Source organism: Paracoccus sp. T5, from assembly GCF_048538155.2.
In the GTDB taxonomy this organism is placed as follows: domain Bacteria; phylum Pseudomonadota; class Alphaproteobacteria; order Rhodobacterales; family Rhodobacteraceae; genus Paracoccus.
On sequence record NZ_CM135809.1, the window covers coordinates 1,008,324 to 1,029,565 of the forward strand.

21 protein-coding genes and 1 tRNA gene are annotated in these 21,242 nt (G+C 64.4%); 9 read left to right on the forward strand and 13 right to left on the reverse strand.

Annotated elements, in window-relative coordinates; translation table 11 throughout:
* The first annotated feature begins 82 nt into the window (after positions 1 to 82).
* The 3 genes from ACNR9W_RS05050 to ACNR9W_RS05060 all read left to right on the forward strand — a co-directional run bounded on the left by ACNR9W_RS05050 (position 83) and on the right by ACNR9W_RS05060 (position 2,997).
* Positions 83 to 1,096: a sugar ABC transporter substrate-binding protein gene (locus tag ACNR9W_RS05050; protein ID WP_419271115.1), complete on the forward strand. Its 1,014-nt coding sequence runs from the start codon at positions 83 to 85 to the stop codon at positions 1,094 to 1,096.
* A 75-nt stretch (positions 1,097 to 1,171) separates the two neighbouring features.
* Positions 1,172 to 2,227 (forward strand): ABC transporter permease, encoded by a 1,056-nt coding sequence (locus ACNR9W_RS05055; RefSeq protein ID WP_419270986.1) that lies wholly within the window; start codon positions 1,172 to 1,174, stop codon positions 2,225 to 2,227.
* On the forward strand, positions 2,224 to 2,997 hold the full coding sequence (locus tag ACNR9W_RS05060; RefSeq protein WP_419270984.1) for an ATP-binding cassette domain-containing protein: 774 nt from the start codon (positions 2,224 to 2,226) through the stop codon (positions 2,995 to 2,997). The genes ACNR9W_RS05055 and ACNR9W_RS05060 overlap by 4 nt, the downstream gene beginning before the upstream one ends.
* A gap of 65 nt (positions 2,998 to 3,062) precedes the next feature.
* Here the strand turns inward: ACNR9W_RS05060 and ACNR9W_RS05065 are convergent, their stop codons facing one another.
* The 5 genes from ACNR9W_RS05065 to thrS all read right to left on the reverse strand — a co-directional run bounded on the left by ACNR9W_RS05065 (position 3,063) and on the right by thrS (position 8,889).
* Positions 3,063 to 4,283, reverse strand: coding sequence for a multidrug effflux MFS transporter (locus tag ACNR9W_RS05065; RefSeq protein ID WP_419270982.1), 1,221 nt, complete (start codon positions 4,281 to 4,283; stop codon positions 3,063 to 3,065).
* Between the two features lie 62 nt (positions 4,284 to 4,345).
* On the reverse strand, positions 4,346 to 4,978 hold the full coding sequence (locus tag ACNR9W_RS05070; protein WP_419270980.1) for a DsbA family oxidoreductase: 633 nt from the start codon (positions 4,976 to 4,978) through the stop codon (positions 4,346 to 4,348).
* Positions 4,975 to 6,441: a class I adenylate-forming enzyme family protein gene (locus tag ACNR9W_RS05075; protein WP_419270979.1), complete on the reverse strand. Its 1,467-nt coding sequence runs from the start codon at positions 6,439 to 6,441 to the stop codon at positions 4,975 to 4,977. Before ACNR9W_RS05075 ends, ACNR9W_RS05070 begins: the two co-directional genes overlap by 4 nt.
* Positions 6,442 to 6,529: 88 nt before the next feature.
* Positions 6,530 to 6,736 carry a cold-shock protein gene (locus tag ACNR9W_RS05080; RefSeq protein WP_111297792.1) on the reverse strand — a complete coding sequence of 69 codons (207 nt, stop codon included), beginning with the start codon at positions 6,734 to 6,736 and terminating at the stop codon, positions 6,530 to 6,532.
* 161 nt (positions 6,737 to 6,897) lie between these two features.
* Positions 6,898 to 8,889 (reverse strand): threonine--tRNA ligase, encoded by a 1,992-nt coding sequence (gene thrS / locus ACNR9W_RS05085; protein WP_419270977.1) that lies wholly within the window; start codon positions 8,887 to 8,889, stop codon positions 6,898 to 6,900.
* Positions 8,890 to 9,026: 137 nt separating this feature from the next.
* Between thrS and ACNR9W_RS05090 the strand changes: the two genes are divergently transcribed.
* A complete protein-coding gene (locus tag ACNR9W_RS05090; RefSeq protein ID WP_419270975.1) occupies positions 9,027 to 9,788 on the forward strand; it encodes an alpha/beta hydrolase in 762 nt (253 codons plus the stop codon).
* Here the strand turns inward: ACNR9W_RS05090 and ACNR9W_RS05095 are convergent.
* Both ACNR9W_RS05095 and phaZ read right to left on the reverse strand, forming a co-directional pair.
* Positions 9,770 to 10,243 (reverse strand): pyridoxamine 5'-phosphate oxidase family protein, encoded by a 474-nt coding sequence (locus tag ACNR9W_RS05095; protein WP_419270974.1) that lies wholly within the window; start codon positions 10,241 to 10,243, stop codon positions 9,770 to 9,772. The genes ACNR9W_RS05090 and ACNR9W_RS05095 overlap by 19 nt on opposite strands.
* Positions 10,244 to 10,316: 73 nt before the next feature.
* Complete coding sequence (phaZ, locus tag ACNR9W_RS05100; RefSeq protein WP_419270972.1) at positions 10,317 to 11,663, reverse strand: polyhydroxyalkanoate depolymerase; 1,347 nt, start codon at positions 11,661 to 11,663, stop codon at positions 10,317 to 10,319.
* A gap of 363 nt (positions 11,664 to 12,026) precedes the next feature.
* On the opposite strand from phaZ, the gene phaC reads away from it, so the two are divergent.
* The 5 genes from phaC (at position 12,027) to ACNR9W_RS05125 (ending at position 16,490) form a co-directional block, all read left to right on the forward strand.
* Entirely contained in the window at positions 12,027 to 13,811 is a 1,785-nt protein-coding gene (phaC, locus tag ACNR9W_RS05105) for a class I poly(R)-hydroxyalkanoic acid synthase (RefSeq protein ID WP_419271113.1), read from the forward strand.
* Positions 13,812 to 13,998: 187 nt separating this feature from the next.
* Positions 13,999 to 14,457, forward strand: a complete 459-nt coding sequence (locus ACNR9W_RS05110) for a Phasin (RefSeq protein WP_419270970.1) — start codon at positions 13,999 to 14,001, stop codon at positions 14,455 to 14,457.
* 129 nt (positions 14,458 to 14,586) lie between these two features.
* Entirely contained in the window at positions 14,587 to 15,168 is a 582-nt protein-coding gene (phaR, locus tag ACNR9W_RS05115) for a polyhydroxyalkanoate synthesis repressor PhaR (RefSeq protein WP_419270969.1), read from the forward strand.
* A gap of 46 nt (positions 15,169 to 15,214) precedes the next feature.
* Positions 15,215 to 15,304 (forward strand) — tRNA-Ser (locus tag ACNR9W_RS05120).
* 349 nt (positions 15,305 to 15,653) lie between these two features.
* Positions 15,654 to 16,490: a protein NO VEIN domain-containing protein gene (locus ACNR9W_RS05125; protein WP_419270967.1), complete on the forward strand. Its 837-nt coding sequence runs from the start codon at positions 15,654 to 15,656 to the stop codon at positions 16,488 to 16,490.
* A 54-nt stretch (positions 16,491 to 16,544) separates the two neighbouring features.
* Here ACNR9W_RS05125 and ACNR9W_RS05130 read toward each other — a convergent pair whose 3' ends face one another.
* The 6 genes from ACNR9W_RS05130 to ACNR9W_RS05155 form a co-directional block, all read right to left on the reverse strand.
* Complete coding sequence (locus tag ACNR9W_RS05130; RefSeq protein ID WP_419270965.1) at positions 16,545 to 17,207, reverse strand: hypothetical protein; 663 nt, start codon at positions 17,205 to 17,207, stop codon at positions 16,545 to 16,547.
* A gap of 171 nt (positions 17,208 to 17,378) precedes the next feature.
* Positions 17,379 to 17,759: a hypothetical protein gene (locus ACNR9W_RS05135; RefSeq protein WP_419270963.1), complete on the reverse strand. Its 381-nt coding sequence runs from the start codon at positions 17,757 to 17,759 to the stop codon at positions 17,379 to 17,381.
* Positions 17,756 to 19,087 (reverse strand): recombinase family protein, encoded by a 1,332-nt coding sequence (locus tag ACNR9W_RS05140; RefSeq protein ID WP_263740080.1) that lies wholly within the window; start codon positions 19,085 to 19,087, stop codon positions 17,756 to 17,758. The genes ACNR9W_RS05135 and ACNR9W_RS05140 overlap by 4 nt, the downstream gene beginning before the upstream one ends.
* Positions 19,088 to 19,089: 2 nt before the next feature.
* Positions 19,090 to 19,494, reverse strand: coding sequence for a DUF2924 domain-containing protein (locus ACNR9W_RS05145; protein ID WP_458478721.1), 405 nt, complete (start codon positions 19,492 to 19,494; stop codon positions 19,090 to 19,092).
* 491 nt (positions 19,495 to 19,985) lie between these two features.
* Positions 19,986 to 20,906 (reverse strand): ImmA/IrrE family metallo-endopeptidase, encoded by a 921-nt coding sequence (locus tag ACNR9W_RS05150; RefSeq protein WP_458478650.1) that lies wholly within the window; start codon positions 20,904 to 20,906, stop codon positions 19,986 to 19,988.
* Positions 20,903 to 21,223 (reverse strand): helix-turn-helix domain-containing protein, encoded by a 321-nt coding sequence (locus tag ACNR9W_RS05155; protein ID WP_206892583.1) that lies wholly within the window; start codon positions 21,221 to 21,223, stop codon positions 20,903 to 20,905. Before ACNR9W_RS05155 ends, ACNR9W_RS05150 begins: the two co-directional genes overlap by 4 nt.
* Between the last annotated feature and the right edge of the window lie 19 nt (positions 21,224 to 21,242).

A 21,242-nucleotide genomic window follows, 5' to 3' on the forward strand; every position in this document is an offset into this window, starting at 1 on the left:
GGCGATTGGTGGTGCTTTGTGGTTTCAGGGCGGCCGAGGAACCGCCATCTTGGAGGAGATTAGTAAAGTGACCACGAAGACCATGTTCCGCGCATCCGTCGCAGCATCCGTGCTGGCCCTGTCGGCCGGCCTGGCCCAAGCGCAGGAGCCCGCAAAGGCCTGCCTGATCACCAAGACCGACATCAACCCGTTCTTCGTCAAGATGAAGGAAGGCGCCACCGCCAAGGCGGCCGAGATGGGCGTCGAGCTGATGACCTTTGCCGGCAAGGTGGACGGCGACCACGAGACCCAGCAGCAGGCCGTGGAAAGTTGCATCGCGGCGGGCGTGAAGGGCATCCTGATCGCGGCATCCGACACCAAGGCCATCACTGAATCGCTGGCGCAGGCGCGCGAGGCCGGCATCCTGGTGATCGCGCTGGACACGCCGCTGGATCCGATCGACGCGGCTGACGCGACCTTCGCCACCGACAACCGCGAGGCCGGCCGCCTGATCGGGGCCTGGGCCGCCGGCAAGATGGGCGATGCCGCAGCCGACGCCAAGATCGCCATGCTGGACCTGTCGGCCAGCGCGCCTTCGGTCGACGTGCTGCGCGACCAGGGCTTCCTGGCGGGCTTCGGCATCGACGTGAAGGATGAGAACGTCATCGGCGACGAGGACGATGCCCGCATCGTCGGCCATGATGTCACCTCGGGTAACGAAGAGGGCGGCCGCCAGGCCATGGAGGCGCTGCTGCAGCAGGATCCGGGCATCAACCTGGTCTACACGATCAACGAACCTGCCGCGGCCGGTGCCTATGAGGCGCTGAAGTCCTTTGGCAAGGAAAACGACGTGCTGATCGTGTCGGTCGACGGCGGCTGCCCCGGCGTCCAGAACGTCAAGGAGGGCGTGATCGGCGCGACCTCGCAGCAATACCCGCTGCTGATGGCGTCGATGGGCATCGAGGCGATCGCCGCCTTTGCCGCAGACGGCACCAAGCCCGAAACCACCGAGGGCCTCGACTTCACCAATACCGGCGTGAACCTGGTGACGGGCGAGCCGGTCGAGGGCGTCGAGTCCATCGGCGTCGACGAGGGCCTGGAGCGCTGCTGGGGCTGAGCCCCACCTGACACGATCTTCGGGCTGCGGCGGTTGATCCGCCGCGGCCATCCTGCCTGATCCACGGAGGCCCCGATGTCCGACACCCCCGATCCCGTGGTCGAGCGTAGCGCAAGCGAAAAGGTCGCCAGCTTCGACCACCGCCAGCGCAGCACGCTGGACCGGGTGCAGCATTTCCTGCACCAGTTTCCCACAATGGTTCCGGTCATCGTGCTGGTGCTGTCGCTGATCGCCTTCGGGTTGATCTCGCCCAACTTTTTCTCGGCCTTCAACCTGTCGCTGATCCTGCAGCAGGTCGCGGTCGTGGGGACCCTGGCCGCGGCGCAGTCGCTGGTCGTCCTGACGGCGGGCATCGACCTGTCGGTGGGGGCGGTGATGGTGCTGATCTCGGTCGTCATGGGTCAGTTGGCGGTGAATTTCGGTGTTCCGGTGCCGATCGCCATCTTGGTGGGCCTGGCCTGCGGTGCCGCCACCGGCACGCTGAACGGGATCCTGGTGACGCGGTTGAAGCTGCCGCCCTTCATTACCACGCTTGGCACCTGGAATATTTTCCTTGCGTTGAATTATTACCTCTCGGGCCGAGAGACGATCCGCAGCCAGACCCTAGATGCCGAGGCGCCGCTGCTGAAATTCTTCGGCGAACGCTTTACCGTGGGCGGGGCCGTTCTGACCTATGGCGTCATCCTGATGATCGTGGTCTTCGCGGCGCTTTACTATGCGCTCTACAAGACCGCCTGGGGACGGCGCGTCTATGCCGTGGGCGACGATCCCGAGGCCGCGGCGCTGGCCGGCATCCAGACCAACCGCGTGCTGCTGTCTGTCTATGTGGTGGCGGGCATGATCTGCGCGCTGGCGGCCTGGTCTTCCATCGGGCGGGTGGGGTCGATCAGCCCGACCTCGTTCTTCGAGGCGAACCTGGAATCCATCACGGCGGTCGTCATCGGGGGCATCTCGCTGTTCGGCGGGCGCGGGTCGATCCTGGGGCCGCTGATCGGGGCGCTGATCGTGGGCGTCTTCAACTCTGGCCTGCGCCTGGCGGGGGTGGACGTGCTGTGGCAGCTGTTCGCGACCGGCTGGCTGATCATCTTCGCCGTCGCCATCGACCAATGGATCAGAAAGGTGTCGTCATGACCGAGCCGCTTCTTTCCGCCCGCAACCTGGTCAAGCGCTATGGTCGCGTGACGGCGCTCGACGAGGCCGACTTCGACCTCTATCCCGGCGAGATCCTGGCTGTGATCGGCGACAACGGGGCCGGCAAGTCCAGCCTGATCAAGGCGCTGTCCGGCGCCGTGAAGCCCGACGAGGGCGAGATCCGGCTGGATGGCAAGCCGATCAGCTTCGCCAGCCCCCTGGACGCCCGGAAGTCGGGGATCGAGACCGTCTACCAGACGCTGGCCCTGTCGCCCGCTCTGTCGATCTCGGACAACATGTTCATGGGCCGCGAGATGCGCAAGCCGGGCTTCATGGGCAAGTGGCTGGGCATGCTGGACAAGCCAGCGATGGACGAGTTTTCGCGCCAGAAGTTATCGGAGCTGGGCCTACTGACGATCCAGAACATCAACCAGCCTGTGGAGACGCTGTCCGGTGGCCAGAGACAGGGCGTCGCCGTGGCCCGCGCCGCGGCCTTCGGCAGCCGCGTGATCATCCTGGACGAACCGACCGCCGCCCTGGGGGTGAAGGAAAGCCGTCGCGTGCTGGACCTGATCCAGGACGTCCGGGCGCGCGGCATTCCGATCGTGCTGATCAGCCACAACATGCCGCATGTCTTCGAGGTGGCGGACCGCATCCATATCCACCGCCTGGGACGGCGCCTCTGCGTGATCGACCCCAAGGAGCATTCGATGTCGGATGCAGTGGCCTACATGACAGGGGCGCGCCTGCCCGAAGGTGTGGCGGCCTGAGCCGCGTTCCTGACGAAACGGGGGGCCCTGCGGCCCCCCGTTCCCATTCCGACCATTAGCTGGCGTCAGTCCTGCAGGCCCCGCATCAGCAGCCAGGCAAAGCCCGAACAGATCAGCGTCGTCGTCACTGCAGGGATCGCCGTTCCATTGTAGAGCAGCCCGACCGGCGCCGCGATCGCCACCGCCGCCAGGGTCGAGATCGCGGCGATGATCGAGGCGGCCATTCCCGCGATATGCCCCATCCGCTGCAGCGCCAGCGCGTTGAGGTTGCCGAAGGTCACTCCGGCCATGAAGAACACGCTGGTCGCCCAGAAGAAGAAGGCCGGAAAACGCAGCGCCTGCGGCAGCACGTCGGTCAGCAGCAGGGCCAGCACGACGGCCGAGACGATCGTCTGCATGACATAGGCCCATTTCGCGATCCGCCGCATGCCAAAGCGCATCACGAAGGTCGCGTTCAGCACCGTCCCCGAGCCCGACAGCAGCGCCATCAGCGCGAACCACAGGTGGAAGTTCTCGCCCTTGCCATAGGTTTCGCCGAACAGTTGCTGGGCCGAGGAGAGGAGGCCGAACATCTGACCAAAGCCTAGGGTCAGGATCAGGGTCGCCAGCATCACCTGCCGGTCCGACAGCACCTCGCGCGCGGCCGCCATCAGCGTGCCGACGCGCAGGGGGCGGCGGGCGGCGGGAGGCAGGGTCTCAGCCTGGCGGATGTTCAGCCACAGCGCGCCGGTCACCGCAAAGGCGATGAAGGCCAGAAAGACGCCATGCCAGCCCGCGACCGAGATGATCGCCGCGCCGAGGGTCGGCGCCACCGCGGGGATCATGATGAAGATCATCATCACGAAGCTGGTGATCCGGGCCATCTCGCGCCCCTCGTAGAGGTCGCGGACCAAGGCCAGGCCGACGATGCGCGGACCCGCGGCCCCCAGGCCCTGCACAAAGCGCGCGGCCAGCAGAAGCTCCAGCGAGTCGGCGTAAAGCGCGGCGATCGTGGCGATGATGTAAAGGCCAAAGCCCAGGGTGATGGTCCGCTTGCGGCCCAGGGCGTCAGAGATCGGGCCGGCGAAGAGCGTGCCCAGCCCCATGCCTGCCATGAAACTGGTCAGGATCAGCTGGGCGCGGTTCACATTGTCCGGGGTCAGGTCGGCGGCGATGTCCGGCAGGGCCGGAAGCATCGCATCAATGGAAAACGCGATGGTGGCGAAAAGGAACGCCAGCATCGCGATGAATTCGGGCAGCGGCAGGCGGCGGGGTTGCGCCGGCCCGGAATAGGCGATGTCAGTCATGGGGGTCACCTGTCGGTTCTGGCCCGGGAGATAGGCTTTAGTTGCAGAGTCTGCAAGTCCTGCTAGCGGGAAGCCGCCGAAATCTCGTCGATGACCTGCTGCCAGAGGCTGGCTGGCTGCGCGCCGCTGATCGCATGGGCATCGGCCACCACGAAGGTGGGCACGGAACTGACGCCCCGCTGACGCGCATGCTGTTCGCGCTGCATCACCTCGTCCCGGTCGGCGTCGCTGGCCAGCAGGCGCGCGGTCACGGCGCCGTCCATGCCTGCAGCCTCGGCCACGGAAACCAGGGTGTCGGCATCCCCGATGTCGCGCGCCTCTTGCCAGTGGGCGCGCAGCAGACCCTCCATGACGCGGTCTTGGGCACCTTCCAGCCCCGCCCAATGCATCAGGCGATGGGCATCCGTGGTGTCGGGCTCACGCGGGGAGGGGTTCAGCGTCAGCCCCAGGCTCGCGGCGCGTTCGGCCAGCGCACGTCCCGCATCCTCGGCCTGATCCCCCAGCTTGGCGCGCAGATAGGCCACCCGGTCCATCCCCTGGCGCGGCATCTGCGGGTTCAGCCGGAACGGGTGCCAGGTGATCGCAAAGGGATGGTCGGGACGGCTTTCCAGCGCGCGATCCAGTTCGACCTTGCCGATCAGGCACCAGGGACAGACCGGGTCGGCAAAGATGTCCAGGCGGGTGGCATTGGTCATGGATGGTCCTTGCGATGCGCCTCGCGCAGGGCGCGGCGGTTGATCTTGCCGGTGGGGGTGCGGGGCAGTGCCTCCAGCCGGATATAGTCGCGCGGCTGCTTGTAGCGGGCCAGATGGGTCTCGGCCAGAGCGCGCAGGGCCTGAGGTTCGGCCATCCCGGTCCAGAAGGCGGCGATCACGCTGGTGCCGGGACCGACGGGCAGTTCGACCGCCGCCACCTCGCCCGCCTGCGGATGCGCGGCCAGCACGTCCTCGATCTCGGGCGGGGCGACGCGAAAGCCGCCCGCGTTCATCATGTCATCGCCCCGGCCCAGAAGGGAAACGGCACCCCGGTCATCCGCCACCGCCCGGTCCCCGGTCAGGAACCAGTCGCCGCGAAAGCGCACCGCCGTGTCCTGCGGCTGGTCCAGATAGCCCAGGAACAGCCCCGGATCGTCGTGCCGCACCGCCAGGTCGCCCGCTTGGCCGGCGGGCAACGGCTGTCCCGCGTCGTCCAGCACGGCCACATGCCGACCGGGCTGGGGAAAGCCTGCCGTGCCGGGCGGGGCCGGCCGGTCGGGGCTGCCCGACAGGAAGGTCGAGATCTCGGAGGCGCCCATCGCCTCGTGCAGGTCGGTTCCGGTACGCGCCGTCCAAGCGTCGCGGAGGGCAGGGTCCAGACGCTCGCCCGCGGCAAGGCCGTGGCGCAGCGTGGGGATCGGCCGCCAGTCCGCCCGCAACAGGCGGCGGAATATCCCCGGCGCGCCTGCCAGGATCGTGGCGCCGTGGCGGCTGGCCAGCAGGGGGATCTGTTCCAGCGGGGTGCCTTCGGCCGGGATCAGCGCGGTGGCACCCAGTGTCCAGGGGTCCATCAGCCCGGTGCCCAGGGTAAAGGTCCAGTTGAACGCGCCCGCGTGCAGCAACCGGTCCGCACCCGTCATCCCGTACCAGCCGTCGAACATCATCCGCCGCGCCGAGATCGCCCGATGGGCATGCATCACGGCGCGCGGCTGGCCAGAACTGCCCGAGGTGAAGACGATATATGCCAGCCGCTCGGGATCGCCTTGGGCGAAATCCGCCGGCGGCAGGTCATGGAAGCCCTGCAGCACTTCCTCGGCCAGAACCGGCGCGGGATGGTCCGGCAGGGCAATGCCCGCGCCCGCCACGATCATCGCGGGGCCGATCTGCGCCGCAAGCCGGGTGATTTCCGACCGCGTCAGCTGGGCCGAGGTCGGTACGGGCACGATGCCGGCCACAATGGCGCCCAGATAGGCGATGGGAAACGACGGGCGATTGCCGAGCCGCATCAGCAGCCGGTCGCCGGGACAAAGGCCCGCCTGCAGAAGCCCCGTCGCCGTCCCGCGTACCGCCCGCGTCAGGCGCTGAAAGGACCAGTGATCCGCCCCCGTGGCCCCGATGACCGACAGGGCCAGCTTGTCGGGGCAGGACAGGCCGGCGGTCAGGACATGCTGGGCAAGGTTCATGGCAAAGGGTCCGCGTGGTTCGGCGGCCTTTCTGCCAAAGAAAAACGGCCCGCGCAAACGGGCCGTCAGAGATTGTGCAAAGCCTGGATCAGAGCAGCTTCAGATCCGCCGCCGAGGCACGGCCATCGCGGCCGGACTGCAGTTCGTACGCGATCTTCTGGTTGTCCTGCAGGCCCGTCAGGCCGGCACGCTCGACCGCCGAGATGTGCACGAACACGTCCTTGCCGCCGTCATCGGGGGCAATAAAACCAAAGCCTTTGGTGGCGTTGAACCACTTCACCGTTCCGGTCGCCATAACCGTTCTCTCCTTCAAGTCATCCCGGCGCAGGATTGCGCCAGGCCGTGCAGCCCGCTTTCGGTCTTCCGGCTGCCCGTCAAAGGGAGGCGGTAGAAAGTCTTCGCTCACGCAATAGCGAGGATGCCCGAATCGATCAAAAAGGCAAGCGGGAAACGCCTTCAGGCTGACGCCTGAACCTGACGGACTGGTGACAACGGCGCATCCGGGCGCAGGTCAGGCGGTGTCGCCTCGGCCTGCAACTGTTCCAGGGCATCGGCGAGGGTCAGGGTGCGGCTGCCTTGCTGATCCAGGCGGCGCATCGAGACAGTGCGATCTTCCACCTCTTTCATGCCGATTGCAAGTATAGCGGGAACTTTCGCCACCGAATGCTCGCGCACCTTGTAATTGATCTTTTCGTTGCGCGTGTCCGCCTCGGCGCGGATGCCTCGTTTGCGTAGCGCCTCCACGACCTCGGCCACATAATCATCGGCATCCGACACGATCGAGGCGACGACCACCTGACGCGGGGCCAGCCAGAAAGGCAGCTTGCCGGCGCTGTTCTCAATCAGGATGCCGATGAAGCGTTCGAAGCTGCCCAGGACGGCGCGGTGCAGCATGATGGGCCGGTGCTTGTGCCCATCGGCGCCGACATATTCCGCGTCCAGACGCTCGGGCAGGTTGGGGTCGACCTGCAGCGTGCCGCATTGCCAGTCGCGGCCGATGGCATCGGTCAGCACGAATTCCAGCTTGGGGCCATAAAAGGCACCTTCGCCCGGGAAGATCGTGTAGTCATGGCCCGCCGCCTGGCAGGCATTGCCAAGCGCGGCCTCGACCCGGTCCCAGCTTTCGTCGGAGCCGATGCGCTTTTCCGGACGCGTGGACAGCTTGATGCGCCAGCCGTCAAAGCCCAGATCGGCATAGATCCCGGCGAGGAAGTCGATGAACTTCTTGGTTTCCGCCTCGATCTGGTCTTCGGTGCAGAAGATATGCGCGTCATCCTGGGTAAAGCCGCGCACCCGCATGATGCCATGCAGCGCGCCCGAGGGTTCATAGCGGTTGCAGGACCCGAACTCGGCCATGCGCAGCGGCAGATCGCGATAGGATTTCAGGCCGTGGTTGAACACCTGCACATGGCAGGGACAGTTCATCGGCTTGAGCGCATTGATCGTCTTGGTCTTGGCATGTTCCTCATCGACTTCGACGATGAACATGTTTTCCTGGTAGTTCTCCCAATGGCCCGAAGCCTCCCACAGCTTGCGGCTGACGACCTGGGGCGTGTTCACCTCGACATAGCCGTCGGCGCGCTGCTTGCGGCGCATGTAGTCCTGCAGCGTGGTATAGATGTTCCAGCCGTTCGGGTGCCAGAAGATCTGGCCCGGCGCCTCCTCCTGCATGTGGAACAGGTCCATCTCGCGGCCCAGCTTGCGGTGGTCGCGCTTGGCGGCCTCCTCCAGCATGGTCATGTGCGCCTTGAGCTCGTCGCGGTTGCGGAAGGCCACGCCATAGATGCGCTGCAGCATCGGGCGCGAGGCATCGCCCAGCCAATAGGCGCCGGCAATATGCGTCAGCTTGAAGGCGTCCGCGGGCAGCTGGCCCGTGTTCTGCAGATGCGGCCCGCGGCACAGGTCCTGCCAGTCGCCGTGCCAGTACATCCGCAGGTCCTCGCCCTCGGGGATGCGGTTGATCAGTTCGACCTTGAAAGGTTCGCCGCGCTCCTCGTAATGGGCGATGGCGCGCTCCCGGTCCCAGACCTCGGTGCGGACGGGGTCGCGGGCGTTGATGATCTCCTTCATCGCGGCCTCGATGCGGCCCAGATCCTCGGGCGTGAAGGGTTCGGCACGGTCAAAGTCGTAGAACCAGCCATAGTCGCGCACCGGGCCGATGGTGACCTTCACATCCGGCCAGATCGACTGCACGGCGCGGGCCATGACATGGGCAAAGTCGTGGCGGATCAGTTCCAGCGCCTGCGCCTCGTCCTTGAGGGTGTGGATGGCGATGGCGCCGCTGGCATGGATCGGCCAGGCCAGATCGATGTGCTGGCCGTCCAGGCTGGCGGAAATCGCGCGCTTGGCCAAGCTGGGCGCAATGCTTTCCGCGACCTCGGCCGCTGTCACGCCGGCGGGATAGTCGCGCGCATTGCCATCGGGAAAGGAAAGGGAGATCTGGGACATGTCGTCCTCCTCGTCGGTTTGGCGCCCACGGAACGCCCGGTTGCGGGTTATGGTGCGCGCAGGCATGAACGCCGCGGGCTGGACTGTCAAGCTGGCGGCGGGCTAGCTGTGGGTGCAGCGAATGACGGGGGACGCAGATGAGCAGCTATCTGGACACGGCCGCGGGACGGCGCATCGCCTATCACCTGACATCGGGGCAGGGGCCCGGCGTGGTGTTCCTGGGCGGGTTCAAATCGGACATGACCGGAACCAAGGCGCTGCACCTGCAGGACTGGGCCAGCCGGCGGGGCAGGGCCTTTCTGCGCTTTGACTATTCCGGGCACGGCGACAGCAGCGGGCTGTTCGAAGAGGGTTCGATCGGGGACTGGTTCGACGACGCACGTGCCGCAATCGAGGCGCTGACCGAAGGGCCGCAGGTTCTGGTCGGATCGTCGATGGGGGGATGGATCAGCCTGCTGGTCGCGCGGTCGATGCCGCAGCGCGTCGCGGGGCTGGTGACCGTGGCGGCGGCACCCGATTTCACCGAGCGCGGCTTTTGGGCCGGGTTTTCCGAGGCGCAGCGACAGGTGGTGATGCGGGACGGCCGGATCGAGATCCCGAGCGACTATGATCCGCGCCCCTATGTGATCACCCGCCGCCTGATCGAGGACGGGCGCAGGCACCAGGTCATGGACCAGCCGTTGCCGCTGCCCTTTCCGGTCCGGATGCTGCAGGGCACGGCGGATGCGGATGTGCCGATGCAATGGGCGCTGGATCTGCTGGACCATGCGCAAGGCCATGACATGCGCCTGACGCTGGTCAAGGGCGCGAACCACAGCTTTTCAACGCCCGAGTGCCTGGATCTGCTGACCCAGGCCATCGAGACGCTGGCGCTGACGGATCAGAACGTCAGGCTGTAGTGGTCGCCCATGTCCGGCTTGGATCCGGTCAGCTTGGACTTGGCGATCTCGTAGAGGAAGGCCGCGCGGCCGCCGGTGGCCCACACCTCGGCCTCGGCCAAATCAAGACGCAGCAGCTGGACATCGGGGTCCTGCCGGCCTTCCTCGAACCAGCTGGAGGCGACGGCATTCCACAGTTCGTCCAGTTTCTTGCTGTCATTCGACAGGGACAGGCGGCCGTGGATGCGGGTATAAAGACCCTCATTCGCGGAAGAGACGACATGGAGCGCGTCCTTGGCCCCATCGCGCAGGCTTTGCGACAGATCGGTGCCCTTGGCGGTGATGAACCACAGGGTGTTCAGGTCGCGATTGACGTAGTGGGACATCGGCACCAGACGCGGGTCCTCGGTCAGGGCAAGCATGCCCGAGTTGATGTCGTCGAGGCGTTTCCAGAACGTGTCCACAAGATCAGTCATGATAATCCCTTCGCGCCGCGTCAGGCGGCATCCGGGGTCACAACGACAGACGCAAAGCCGCGGTTCCTGCCTCTCAGACGGCGACGTTGCCGGATTCCACGGGGTCGTTCACGCCGCAATCCGCCGCCGGGCCGCCGCGCGTGCGACGGCGTTTCGGCTTAACGCTGTCGGGCAGGGCGGCGTTCTCGTCGATGAAATCCAGGACCAGGGGCCGGATGTTCAGGCGCCAGGACTTGCCCGCGAAGATGCCGTAATGGCCCGCACCCGGTTCCAGATGCTGCACCTTCTTGTCGTCGGGGACGCCCGTGCACAGGCCCAGTGCCGCGACGCACTGGCCGGGGGCCGAGATGTCGTCATTGGCGCCTTCGACGGTCATGATCGCAACATCGCTGATCTTGCCGATGTCCAGCTGGCGGCCGTTCACGGTAAAGCGGTTCTGCGCGATCTCGAGGTTCTTGAAGATGCGCTCGACCGTCGACAGGTAGAACTCCGCCGTCATGTCCATGACCGCCAGGTATTCGTCATAGAACTTGTTGTGCTTGTCGCCTTCGGACGCCGTGCCGCGCGCCTCGGAGAAGATCTGGTTCAGGAAGGCGCGCGAATGGGTTTCGGCGTTCATGGAAATGAAGCTGCCCAACTGCGCAAGCCCCGGATAGACCATCCGCCCCGCACCGCGATACTTGAACCCCACCGACTGGATCAGAAGATGTTCCAGTTCCCCCATCGTCACGCGGTTGCCGAAATCGGTCACCTCGGTCGCGGCGGCATCGGGGTCCACGGGGCCGCCGATCAGCGTCAGGGTGCGCGGCTGCGCGGAAGGGTCGTCCTCGGCCAGCATGGCGGTCGCGGCCAGGGCCAGCGGCGCGGGCTGGCAGACGGCGATCACATTGGTGTCGGGCCCCAGGTGGCGGATGAAGTCGGCAAGGTAGGCCGTGTAATCCTCGACGTCGAACTTGCCCTCGCTGACCGGGATGTCGCGGGCGTTGTGCCAGTCGGTGACATAGACCTCGCAATCGGACAGAAGCGAGGTGACCGTCGAGCGCATGAGGGTCGCGTAATGACCGGACATCGGCGCCACCAGCAGCACCTTGCGCGGCGAGGGCTCGCGCCGGGCGACGCGGAAATGGATCAGATCGCCAAAGGCGCGGCGCACGACCGGTTCGACATAGACGATGTGGTCCTGACCGTCGTCGCCCGCGATGGGCGGGATTTCCCAGTCAGGCTTGATCACCATGCGGGCAAAGCTGCGTTCGGTCACGCGGCCCCAGGCGCTCAGCATCTTGAAGGCAGGATGCGGGATCAGCGCGAAGGCCGGATAGGACCCCATGGCACGCGCGGTGGCGCCCATCCATTCATTGGTGTTCCTGATCGTCTCCATCGCGTCGTAAGACAGGATACCCTTGAGACCTTTGACCGGCATGTGACCTACCATTTGCTGCGCTGCGGCATCTGTCATGCGCGGTAGGCGAGGCCGGCGATTTGGACAAATGCGGTTTACGCCCTGCCTGCCCTGCGCATATCATCGGGTTATACCTAGGGGGGAAACCGGGTCATGGCAAGGCAGTCACGCGCGACAGGTAAAAACGTTGCTGAATCGGGCGCAAAGTCCGCAACTTCCGGAAAGGCCCGCAAGCCGCGTGCCAAAAAGCCGGCGGCGTCCGCGTCGGAGGCACAGGTGGTCGACCAGCAGAACACGGCGCCTGCGACAGGGCTGACCCCCGAGGTGCAGCCCCGGCCCGAGGCGCCTGTCGAGCAGGCCGCCACCCCAAGCAGCGCGGCCGAGATGCTGGCCAAGCTGGCCGGCAGCGGCCACGCCCCGAACGCGCAGCGCCTTGCCGAGAACATCGAGCGGATCGAGACCTTGGGCCACCGGCTGATGGCGGCATTTGCTGAACGCAACCTGCCCAATCCCGGCGTCGCGGGACCCGGCCCGGATTTCTACATGACGGCGACGAACGCCTTTCTGAAGACGCTGACCGAGCAGCCGGGCAAGATGATCGAGACCCAGGTGTCCTATTGGGGCGAGACGCTGTCGAATTATGCCCGCGCGCAAAAAGCCCTGGCCAGCGGCCAGCTGACGGCGCCGGAGGACGACACGCCAGCGGACAAGCGCTTTGCCAACCCGCTGTGGACGACACATCCTTATTTCAACCTGATCAAGAAACAGTACCTGACCAATGCCAAGGCCCTGAAGGAGGCGGCCGACGGGCTACAGCTGTCCGACGAGGTCGCGCGGCGGCGGCTGAAATGGCTGACGAACCAGATCGTCGACATGATGGCGCCCACCAACTTTCTGGCGACCAATCCCGACGCATTGGAAAAGGCCATCGAGACCGAAGGCGAGAGCCTGGTCCGGGGGCTGGAGAACCTGGTCCGCGACGTGGAGCAGAACGGCGGCGAGATGATCGTGTCGCTGGCCGACCGCAAGGCCTTTGCCGTGGGCGAAAACATCGGCACCGCCCCGGGCAGCGTCGTCTATCGCACCCGGCTGTTCGAGCTGATCCAGTATGCCCCCAGCACCGACAAGGTGCATGCCCTGCCGCTGATGATCTTTCCGCCCTGGATCAACAAGTTCTACATCCTGGACCTCAAGCCGCAGAACAGCCTGATCCGCTGGCTGGTGGACCAGGGCCAGACCCTGTTCATCGTCAGTTGGAAGAACCCCGACGCCAGCTTTTCTGAGGTGGGACTGGAGGATTATGTGACCGCCTACCAGGAGGCGATCGACAAGGTGCTGGAACTGACCGGCCAATCCAAGGTCAATGCGGTCGGTTATTGCATCGCCGGAACCACGCTGTCCTTGACGCTGGCCCTGCTGAAGCAGCGCGGCGACACGCGGATCAATTCGGCCACGCTGCTGACGACGCTGACCGACTTTTCGGACCAGGGCGAGTTCACCAGCTTCCTGCAGGACGACTTCGTGTCGGGCATCGCCGAAGAGGTCCAGCGCCACGGGCTGATGCGCGCGCAGCTGATGTCGCGTACCATGAGCTTTCTGCGCGCCAACGACCTGGTCTGGGGGCCCGCCATCCGCAGCTACATGCTTGGCGAGACGCCGCCTGCCTTCGACCTGCTGTTCTGGAACGGCGACAGCACGAACCTGCCTGGGCGCATGGCGATGCAGTACCTGCGCGGCCTCTGCCAGGAAAACGCCTTCGCGGGCGAGGGGTTCGAACTGATGGATCACAAACTGCGCCTGACGGACGTGACAGTGCCCATCTGCGCGATCGCCTGCGAAGGGGACCATATCGCGCCGTGGAAGGACTGCTGGCGCGGCGTCGCGCAGATGGGATCGGAGGACAAGACCTTCATCCTGTCACAGTCGGGCCATGTCGCAGGCATCGTGAACCCGCCAAACCGCGTGAAATACGGCCATTACATCGGCGACAGCGACTTTGGCGGCGGCCACCAGAGATGGCGCGATTCGGCGACCTTCACCGAGGGCAGCTGGTGGCCCCATTGGGGCGAGTGGCTGGCACAGCGCGCGGGGACAATGGTCGCCGCACGCGACCCGGGAGAGGGACTGGAGCCGGCGCCCGGCATTTATGTTCACGAGCGGGCAGGGTGACGCTGCGGCAGGTTGAGCAGGCATTCCATGGACTTGCACAAGCGGGGGGCCGGATTCGGGGCATATGCTGCAATGCAGAAGAAAAAACTTGAAATGCTGCGGTGCAGCATTCATATTGGCTGCATGGAATTGAAGCGGCGATGGTTCCCCAAGTCTCTTTATCGCTGCAGCACGAGGAGTGATTGACATGGCAAAGACCCCCGATTTCGCCAAGACGATGCAGGACATGATGGCGAACTTCCCGATCGACACCAGCTCGTTCCAGGAAGCGATGAAGTCTCAGAACCTGCTGGGCGAGAAGCTGGCCCGCGTGGCGCTGTCCGCCGCCGAGCGTTCGACCGAGATCTCGGCCCGCTGGGCCAAGGACTCGATCACCCGCATGGGCGAACTGGCCGCCGTCAAGGAAGAGCCGTCGGAATACGCCAAGGCGATGAGCGACTTCGCGTCGGCCTCGGCCGAACTGGCTGCCGAGCACATGGCGGCCTATGCCGAAGTGGCCAAGAAGGTCCAGATGGACACCGTCGACCTGATGCTGACCGCTGGCAAGGACATTGCCTCGGACGCACAGAAGGTGGCCGAAAAGGCCAACCGCGACACCCAGACCGCCGTCAAGAAGGCCACCGCGACCGCTGCCGCGGCGAAGTGATCGACTGACAGGACTGTTTGCGAAGGGGCGGCTCGACCGCCCCTTCTGCATGTCCGGCAGGGGCTTTTTCCTTTGCCTTTTGACTTTGCAGCTTTCATCATGGGCAAAACCGACTGCAAGGACTCCAGGATGGCCGCAACGACTGCGCCGCTGCTGATCAAGCGTTATGCCAGCCGCCGCCTCTACAACACCGAGACCAGCGATTATGTGACCCTCGAGGATATCGCCGCCTTCATCCGCGATGGCCGCGAGGTGAAGATCGTCGACCTCAAGTCGGGCGACGACCTGACGCGCCAGTATCTGCTGCAGATCATCGCCGAGCATGAAAGCCGTGGCGAAAACGTGCTGCCCTTGGACGTGCTGACCGATCTTGTGCGCAGCTATGCCGGCAATGCACGGTCGGTCGTGCCGCAGTTCCTGGCCGCCAGCTTCGAGATGCTGCGCGAAGGCCAGTCCAAGCTGATGGAGAACATGTCCATCATCCCTAACCCCATGGCCAACATGCCCGGCTTCGACGCGCTGCAGCGACAGCAGCAGATGTTCCTGAAGGCGATGATGGGCGGCTGGCGCGGCGGTGCCTCCGGTCCGGAGCCGGAGGACCTGGAGGCGCCAAAGGCGACGGATGCCGCCCCGTCAGGCAACGACAACCATGACATGGTCGAGATCCGTCGCCAGCTGGCCGAGTTGCAAAAGCGCATCTCCAAACTCTGACAACCGGCTTGCACAGCCGCCCGCCGCAGGCTAGACCCGCCCCAACGGAGCGGTGGCCGAGTGGTCGAAGGCGCACGCCTGGAAAGTGTGTAGGCGGGGAACCGTCTCGAGGGTTCGAATCCCTCTCGCTCCGCCACTTGCACATTGCAAACCCGAAAACAGGTCCCTCGCGGGGCCTTTTTCTTTATGTGCCAAAGGGGTTTGCAGGGACCATCCGCCCTTCGGAGACTGGCCGACTGCGCAAGATCGGTCTCCGAACGCCCACCGTCTCTTTCCAACCGCCCTGCGCTCTTGGTGAGACGGATTCAAAAAACCAATACAATTCAATGAACTGACGGGATCGCGTTGCGCCCGTGTTTCGCTGGTTCCGGCTTGTCTCAAAGCAGACGGAGATGCGACACGGGCGGCGTAGTGGTTGGTATGTCTTGGTAGTTTTGCGCGAAGTCTCTGATGACAAACGCAGTTTGCGCCCCTAGCCTGGCGCGATGTCGAACGGGGCCTGGACAGATCAAGAAAACGACCTGATCGTCGCGGATTACTTCGCGATGCTGGCCGACGACGTCTGTGGTCGCCCTTACAACAAGGCCGAGCACCGGCGCGGACTTCTGCCGCTGTTGAACGGACGCTCCGAGGGATCGGTCGAGTTCAAGCACCAGAACATCAGCGCAGTGCTGAAGGGGCTGGGTGAGGACTGGATCCCGGGCTACAAGCCTGCCTTCAATTTCCAGATGACGCTGGTGGATGCCGTGGCGCGCTGGCTGGCGCTGAACTCGGCGTGGCTCGGCCGCCATTCGGGTGCAGGAGCGCCGACTGGCCTCGCGGAGCCGCGGCCGATCTGGATCGGGCCGCCGCCCACGTTGTCGAACCAGCCGCCTCCGCAGGAGCTGGAGCAGATGCTGCACATCGCCCGCAAATTCGATGTCGCGGCGAGAGACGAGCAAAACCGCGCCCTCGGCCGTGCCGGAGAGGAGTGCGCCTTGGCGCACGAACGTAAAGCCCTCAAATCAGCGGGCCGCGATGATCTTGCGCGCAAGGTCAGGTGGGTGTCGGAGGAGGATGGCGATGGTGTCGGCTACGATATCGCCAGCTTCGCGACGGATGGCCGCCCGCGCCTGATCGAGGTGAAAACGACGAATGGCTGGGAACGCACACCCTTTCACATCAGCCGCAACGAGCTGGCCGTGGCTGAGGAGCGGCGTTCGGAATGGTCCCTGTTCCGGATCTGGAACTTCGCGCGCGAGCCGAAAGCATTTGAGCTGCGCCCGCCACTGGACGCGCATGTCTCGCTGACCGCGACGTCCTTTCAGGCGAGTTTTCACTGACAGCGACGCAGGTGTCAGACGAGTCAATTGCGGAATGTCGCGCGTCGACGCTCTTTACTCTTCGGGACTCCTGATCCAACCGCCCCTAATCTGTTCGTCGAACACTTCGGGAATTCGTTCTTTAATCTCCGTTATGAGAGGCCGCATGGCTTTCCAAGCTTCAGTAGCTAGTCGATTTACTTCATTAATCTCAGCTTGATGATGCGGGGCTACATTCATTTCATCAAACTGGTTGGCTGGAATGACGGACTGCAGCATCACAGATCCAAACCGCTCGGGAGATGAATGCATTCCAAAATAGTCGACAAAGGCCTTCAGGCGCTCGAAGAAGTCTAAGTATTTTTTCTGGACCCGCCCATCCTGGAAATGTGCAATTCCGAGCTCTGTTTCGCTGACCAACAGCGACGCTTCAGTCAGAAATCTAGGGTGTATGCCACGATGGTAGTCGTGATCTTTCAAAAGTTCTCGGAAGTTCCAGGTTCCATAAGCAAAGATCTCGCGGCCAAACCGGATATCATTGGGCGTAGATGCTCGATAGATCACCTCCTCGCTCAACTTAAACTCGGTAAATGCCCAGACGACCACCGCAACACCAAAGGCGAAAAACGGCTCAGGTTCGAACTGCCATGCCCCGCCGGGCCACAAGAACCAAACAAGCATTGCATTGGCTGCTAGGCCCGCGCCGATCCGTGCGAATGTCTGATAGTATCTGCTCATGAGACATGAAATGATCTGGCCCGATGCACTTCGTCAAGTAGTGAGAATTGGCCGACACTCCTGAGTATGGCCTGTCGACCAGCTCTTTGGCAGTTCAGAGAACTGTCGTGGGTCACAGCATTCGGTACTTCACGGATGGAGGAAGTTCGCGGAAACCTTGACTTTCTTTTTCTAGAAAACCCGCTCAGCCTGCTCCTGCCATGTCTCCCCTGCCAGAAAGCACAGGTCGTAGAGGCTGACCGCCGACGCCTCGCGGCCGCAGGTCAGGCGCTTCAGCACCTCTGGTGCCAGATAGGCGAGGCGCAGCTGGCGGCTGACGTGGCGCTCGGCCAGACCAACGGCCTCGGCCAGTTCCTGGATCGTGGCGAACTCGCCTGCCTCCATGCGCCGCCGCCAACCCCATGCCCGGCCGATGGCGCGCAGGACGTGCGGGTCCTGCGTCTGATCCTCGCTCGGGCTGTAATCGGCGGGCGGCATTATCTTGGGCCGCCCGTTCTTCTTGCGCAGCTTCAGGGGGATCAGCACGCGGATGGTGTCGTTGCTTCGGGTCATTCGGCGGCCTCCATGTCCCGCGGGGCGATCATCTCGCGGATGACCCCCGCGACGCCTTCGCGCCGGATGTCAACCTCGAGCCCGGCGGCGGTGACGGTGACGCGCCGGACCAGAAGCTGGACGATCCGCGCCTGCTCGAGCGGGAAAAGTCGCGCCCAGAGGGTGTTGAAATCATGCAGCGCCGCGATGGCCTCGGCCTCGGACACCTGATCGCGCTTCAGCGCCGCCAGCACCTGCGTGACCACCTCGGGCGTCTGCAGGATGCGCCGCACCTCCGTGACGATGGCGTCCTCGACCATGCCCGCAGGCAGGCGGGCCGGTGCTTGATCGCCACCGCAATCGTCCTCCGCCGTGCGGTTCTTGATCACGTCCATCGACACGTAATAGCGGTAGAGCTTGCCGCGTTTCTTGGTCGCGGTCGGGGTCATGGCCGCGCCGGTGTCGGTGAAGATCAGGCCCTTCAGCGGCGCGGGCGTCTGCATGCGGCTGTTGCTGGACCGGGCGTGGCGGTTGCCCTGCAGGATGGCGTCGACCTGATCCCAGACCTTGTCAGAGACGATGGCCTCGTGCTCGCCCGGATAGGCCTTGCCCTTGTGGACGGCCTCGCCGCGATAGACGCGATTGCGGAGCACCCTATAGAGGTAGCCCTTGTCGATCAACGTGCCCTGCTTGCTGCGAAACCCCTCCCGCCGCAGCTCCTTCGCCAGCATCGTGGCCGAGCCGAGTTCGACGAACCGGTCGAAGACCCGGCGCACCGAGGCGGCCTCAGCCTCGTTGATCACCAGCTTGCGGTCTTGCACATCGTAGCCAAGCGGCACATAGCCTCCCATCCAGATCCCGCGCTTGCGCGAGGCGGCGACCTTGTCCCGGATGCGTTCGCCGATGACCTCGCGCTCGAACTGGGCGAAGCTGAGCAGGATGTTCAGCGTCAGCCGCCCCATCGAGGTGGTCGTGTTGAAGGACTGCGTGACCGAGACGAAGGTGACGCCGTTACGGTCCAAGACCTCGACCAGCTTCGAGAAATCCATCAGGGCGCGGCTGAGTCGGTCGATCTTGTAGACCACGACCACGTCGATCAGCCCGTCGTCGATGTCGGCCAGCAGCTGTTTCAGTCCCGGCCGGTCCAGATTGCCGCCCGAGAAGCCGCCGTCGTCATAGCGGTCGCGGGTGGCGACCCAGCCCTCGGATTTCTGGCTAGCGATATAGGCTTCGCAGGCCTCCCGCTGGGCGTCGAGGCTGTTGAATTCCATGTCGAGCCCTTCTTCGCTCGACTTGCGGGTGTAGATGGCGCAGCGCAGGCGGCGGCCGGGGCGCGTGTTCATGTCCATGGTCAAACCTCCCGCGATCGGACCTGCAGCCCGAAGAAGCGATAGCCGTTCCAGCGCACGCCGGTGATTTCGCGCGCGATGCCGGAGAGCGATTTGTACTTGCGGCCCTGCCACTCGAAACCGTCCTTCAGCACGGTGATGATGTGCTCGACCCCGTTCCATTCCCGGATCAACCGCGTGCCTGCCACCGGATTGCGGGGATCCGCGATCTGGTTCTTGCGACGGGAGACGCCCTCGACCTCGTCGGCGAGCAGGTCCAGCATGCGGCGGGTCTCGTGGTCGGGCCCGCCATAGGTCAGTTCCTGCAGGCGATAGGCGATGCGGGCCTCGAGAAAGGCGCGGCTGTTGTTCGGTGCGGCGCTGCCGAGGAGCCGTTCCCATTCGGCCTTCAGCTCTTTCACCGACATGGCCTTGAGCGCGGCGATGCGCGACAGGACGCTTTGGTCCAGGCGTGCGTCCTGCCCGGGTTTGGGCGGCGTTATCTTACTGTGATGCTTCATCAATTCCTCCGATGCGGATGCGTTTCCTGCGACGACCACCGCTCTTTCGGGGCGGGTAGTCCACGGAACTGTCTCCGTCGGCGGGCGATAAAGAACTGGACTTCCCGGCATTCAGGCGAACGACGCCTGCGGCGAGGATGCGCCCCAGCTCGGCAAGCCGAGCATCAGGGGACATGCGTTCAGGGCATAGAGGATTGGGCCCGGAAACCGGGTCTTCGGAGGGAATGGACATGGCGGGTTTTCGCGACTGTTGTGATAGGCGAAATGTGTCGCGAAATCAGAAAAGTATCAAGCAAAGCAATTTATTACGACCTCATGCGGTCGCTGCGCACCGTGGCGAAAATCTACGTAGCTGAAATGTCCCCTCGCTTATCTCTCGGTCGGGCGGCTATGGCGAATCAACTCGTCCGGCCGTCCATGAACTTGTCGAAGCTGTCGAGGACAGGCTCTTCCTCCAGTTCCGCCATCTCCCATCGCGATGGGGCGCGGTCGGGGTAGAGCAGAAGCGAGATCGTCATCTGATCATTGCTGGGTGAGAACACGGTCATCTCGTGGACCGGTTCAGAGCCGAGCCAGATGCCAGCCGGATGGCGGCAGCCGTAGCGCCCCTCTTCGCCGTCCACCTCTTGCGCGGCAAGCGAGGCGGGCGGCAATTCGATCACCTCTTGCCGTGCCCTGTAGAAAACCCCGGACTTCAACAGCGGCTCGCTAGACCAGGCCCAGTCGATGAAGCGCTCCTTGCCAACCACGATCATCGCGCGCTTGTCGGTGATGGTCATCCATTTCAGGATCGCGGCCGTCAGGGAGACGGCATACCGATCCGCGAGCTCGGTCATCACGTCGATATCGATGATCCGGCCTTTGATCTGCTCGCGGAAATCGTCGAGGGGCATCAGCAGGTAGGAGGCGAATGTGTTCGCCTCTGCCTCGATCCTGTTCCGAGCCTCGTCCCAGTCGGCCATGTTGCGGCTGGTACATTCCAGCCCACGCGGGTTGGCCTGCCGGTGCAGGAGGTAGTGCCCCAGCTCATGCGCCAGCGTGAAGTTGCGCCGCCCCGCCGACCGGATGGTCTCGTTGTAGACAACGCCCCACTCGCCGGAGCCGCTGGGATGCGGCATCAGCATGCCTTCGACGCCCTTGGACAGCGCAAGCCCCTTCACGATGGTGATCGGCGCGTCCGGAAACACCTGACGCGAGAAATCCTGCGCGAGCGCGGCCACATCGATGGGGAACCGCGGAAGGCCATGGGTTCCTTGGACCATCGACAGGATCTGTGTCAGGCGGATAGCCCACCCCTTCGGCGTCGTCGGCAGACTCAATCCTTCTTTCCCCACATGTCGATCATCTGGTTGATTTTCTGCTGGTCTTCGGGGGCGAGCTTGCTGAACTTGCGGAAGAATGCCTCCTTCAGAACCTCGTCGCTGGGCTCCTCGCTGTCATCCAGCAGGTAGTCGGTCGTGACCTCCAGAGCCTGGGCGATGCGGGTCAGCTTCTCGCCCGACGGTTTTCGCGTATCGCGGTTCTCGAGTTCCCAAAGATAGCTCTTGCTGGAGTCGGTCAGCTCGGCGAGCTTGTCGAGGGAATATCCCTTTTCCTGACGGTGACGCTTGATCTTCGCGCCGAGGGACGTGGTCATCGTATCATCCTTGGTTTCC